The 3,572-nt window shown below is 31.2% G+C and carries 3 protein-coding genes and 1 other annotated feature; of the genes, 1 reads left to right on the top strand and 2 read right to left on the bottom strand.

The window, feature by feature from the left end:
• Positions 1-227 (bottom strand) — a binding site (T-box leader). This feature is flagged as partial in the annotation.
• Positions 228-260: 33 nt separating this feature from the next.
• Positions 261-1,247, bottom strand: coding sequence for a hypothetical protein (locus tag Q0U66_RS05680; RefSeq protein ID WP_297378544.1), 987 nt, complete (start codon positions 1,245-1,247; stop codon positions 261-263).
• Positions 1,248-1,360: 113 nt separating this feature from the next.
• On the opposite strand from Q0U66_RS05680, the gene Q0U66_RS05675 reads away from it, so the two are divergent.
• A complete protein-coding gene (locus Q0U66_RS05675) occupies positions 1,361-2,266 on the top strand; it encodes a YhjD/YihY/BrkB family envelope integrity protein (protein ID WP_297378540.1) in 906 nt (301 codons plus the stop codon).
• A 57-nt stretch (positions 2,267-2,323) separates the two neighbouring features.
• Here Q0U66_RS05675 and Q0U66_RS05670 read toward each other — a convergent pair.
• The coding region (locus tag Q0U66_RS05670) for an ABC transporter permease (RefSeq protein WP_297378539.1) at positions 2,324-3,572 on the bottom strand (1,249 nt) is incomplete at its 5' end.

Raw genomic sequence — 3,572 nt, 5'->3', positions numbered from 1 at the left:
GAATTTCTCCACGTTACCACCTAAATTTATGTACATCTCACAATATACACCTTAGCAAGTACTATCATACTTCTTTGCTGTAACGTGCAAACCACGTCCTTCCATCATTTACAATCCGAAAGGCTGCTCCAAGGCTTTATTCACTAAAACTTTTATTGTCTATTCTCAGCTACTAGACTCTCTGTTAATAAAAGGGCTTTAGCTACTCTTCTTATCATAGCATTTTTATTACTATATAATAACAAAATAAAAAAGTCAATTTATTTGTATTCATTATGCCAATCTATAAGTATAGTTCTCAATTGGTTTAAGATACTTGAATCAGAATACTTGCCCTGAATCATGTAAACATATCCTTCATCATCAAGTATTATCCCATTTTCTAAGATAAAGTTATATTTTACAATAGATTCTACCCCGATAAATTCTTGCTTAGTTAAGCCTTCTAAACCTTTCTTTGATCTTGCATTTTCAAGCATGATATTTAAGGTCCTTGGATATAAGTAAGAATCAGTTTCTTGATCTTTAGATATAAGTAAAGTAAGGATTTTCTTTATATCATCAAGCTTCATCTCGTTTTTTTCACTGATTTTTATCCCATATCTTTTATTGGCAAGTGTCTTCCAATCTTCACTTGTAGTCTTATTTATCTTATCAACTACAGCTCGGATGTCAGCATTTTTACCATTTTTTATAGACCTACTTATAGCCTCATACAAGGAAATCTTTTCTCCAACAAAGTCTTTGTCGTTTTTATCCTTGTATTCTTCAGTATTGATAGTCATATTATCATCTATCTTATTTTCTTTTTTTAAGTCCTCTACAAGCATGGAAGCAATGAATATATTGTGGTTATTCATGGCTATATCCTTGTCAGCTTCATAGACATAATACCTATCTTTAGATGGATTGAAATACATTACATTTATGTTCTCTTTAGTCAACTTATTATTTTCAATATAATTATCTATCCTATTTGTAAGGTCTGTCTTATAGTTGGAAAGAATATTTTCTACCTTTTGATATTTTTCATCAAGACTTAGATTTTCTTCTTGAATAGTTTCAGCTTCACTCGGCTTGTGTGCACGTTTATATAACTTAGAAAAGGCAAAATATACTACCACTATAAATAATAAGGCTAGAAGAATTAAGACAAATTTATTGGTTCCTTGCCTTCTTATCCTAGGTGGTCTTCGCCTTCTATTATTCACTTTTCTTGCTTTTTGATTTCTTCTATCTTCTCTCATTTTAACCTCAGTAAAATTATACCATAATCGTTATTTATAATATATTTTCCTCGCTTTATTCTTCATTTCTTTTATAGTATAATACAGAAGAATATTAATTTTTAGGAGTTTTAATGAAAAAAATCGAATCCTTTGTAAGATATTTTATTAATAAAATAAATTCAAATGAAGCAGAATTTGCCTCTGCTTTTTTAGCCTTTTATATCTTACTATCATTTATACCAATTTTAGTTTTTACCTCAAATTTAATAGTTAATGTAGTGCCAAATTTCAATGATTATGTCTACCAATCAGTAGCAAGGCTACCAAATGATGTGAAGAATATATTTGTTCCTATACTAGACAATATATTTAATGGAGTATCCTCTTCACTTTCCATCATCTCTATTTTATCAGCCATGTGGCTGGGATCTAGAGGTTTCCAAGGTTTGATAAAATCTCTAAATAAAATTTTAGAAGTTGATAGCAAATCAAAAATACCTTTTTATGATAAGATTTTTTCAGTACTTTTAACTATAGGTTTTATGATAGCCCTAGCTTCACTCTTACTATTTTCCGTATTTAATGAAAAAATAATGGGAATGATTGAAAGTTTCACAGATAATTTTGAACTTTTAGATGATCTAGCCGGAGTATTTTTAGGTTGGGTAACTAGGCTAACACCTTTTATAATAGCAGCTGTCTTGCTATTCTTCCTATATGGTTTAGCACCTTCCTTTAGCAAGGAAAATAGACCCTCTATAAAATCTATACTATTAGGATCTGTAATCGGTACTTTAGGAATATATTTAGTCACCTTCTTTTACAAGTTTTCTAACGATGTTTTACAAAGGTCCCCTTCAATCTATGGGTCCTTGGGTTCCATCCTGGTAACCTTGATTTGGCTTTTAGCTGTATGTAATATCATGATTTATGGGGCAGCATTCATAAAAACCTATGATGATATAGTTTATAAGAAAAAGACTATATACGACCTAGAACCTGAAACAAAACTATTTTTTGATAAGGATAAGAAATAAAATAAGGACTGTATCAAGCTTAAAAACTTTGATACAGTCCTCTTTTTTATCTATTTATTAATCATTCTTCTTTAATGCTTTAAAAATATTCATCTTGTTTCCATAATTTAAGGTACCACTTCTGTAAATCTTTGTTGCAGCAAAGGCTACTACAATTGTTGAAACTAACAATATAGCAAAGCTTATCAATACCTCAACAGTTGGTACAGATATCATTTGATACCTTGCAAACATAGCCAGAGGCGATGTAAATGGTACAAATGAAGCTATTTTTAATATAGGTGAATTAGGCGTAGACATGGTAAACATAGTCACCATAAAGGCAATTACTACCATCATAGTAACTGGAGTCATAGCTTGGTTCATTTCATCAAGTCTTGATACCATTGATCCAAGGGCTGCAAATATCAAGTAATAGAAGGTTACACCTACTATAGTAAAGCCTAAAAATACTAAGATGTCTGCAGATGAAACTTCTGCTAAAACTGACTTAATTATTTCTTGGGCCATTGGATTGTTTTTGACATTTACTAGATATCCTAAACCAGCACCCAAGGCTATAGCCAATATATTTATAATGGATGCTACAAGTCCTGACATTACCTTACCCCAAATCATGGCTGAAGGTTTTACACTAGTTACTAATAGTTCCATAGTCCTATTGTCTTTTTCCTTAGCAACAGATGTCGCAATGGATTGCCCTCTTGCAAGTATCAAGAAATATAGGAAGAATACCATTATGTAAGATAAAACATATCCTACAAAAGGATTTGTTCCTAGTGATTGAATACCTGCATTAACTTCTACCTGGTCAATATTTCTTAGATCATCAGCACTTATATCTAAATCTCTAATGGCTATATTGTAACGGTAATTATCTTCCAAGATACTTTTTATTTCTAAATCTTCTGAATCATAGAATGAAGCCTGGGCTAAATATACTACAGCTTCAGTATTGCTTAGTAAGCTAACTCCCTTTTCAACTTCCTCAGATTTAACCTTGTTGGCAAGCTCTGATTCATCTTTTACTTCTACAAAGTCAAAGATTTCAGCTAAGGCATCCTTTACAGATGGATCTACCTGACCATTTTTGAGTAAAGCGATTTTTTCTTTTTCTTGAATCAAACTTGATTCACTCGGATTGTTTACATCTGCTTCTCCTGTTTCACTTTTTCCAGCCATTAATCTTGGTACAAAACTTGCACCAAATAATATCAAGGCTGTTAAAAGAACAGTAATGTAAAATGATTTTTGTTTAAGTGTTTGACTTAATTCAAACTTAAATACAGTCCAAAATTGTTTCATC

Origin of the sequence: uncultured Helcococcus sp. (assembly GCF_946998255.1) — a bacterium.
GTDB lineage: Bacteria > Bacillota > Clostridia > Tissierellales > Peptoniphilaceae > Helcococcus.
The sequence above is the reverse complement of the archived record's forward strand: the minus strand, read 5'-3'. Positions and strand labels throughout refer to the sequence as shown.

Excerpts from the sequence above, each read along its gene's own strand:
- Q0U66_RS05675 (WP_297378540.1), top strand. The coding sequence starts at position 1,361 with ATGAAAAAAATCGAATCCTTTGTAAGATATTTTATTAATAAAATAAAT.
- Q0U66_RS05680 (WP_297378544.1), bottom strand. The coding sequence starts at position 1,247 with ATGAGAGAAGATAGAAGAAATCAAAAAGCAAGAAAAGTGAATAATAGA.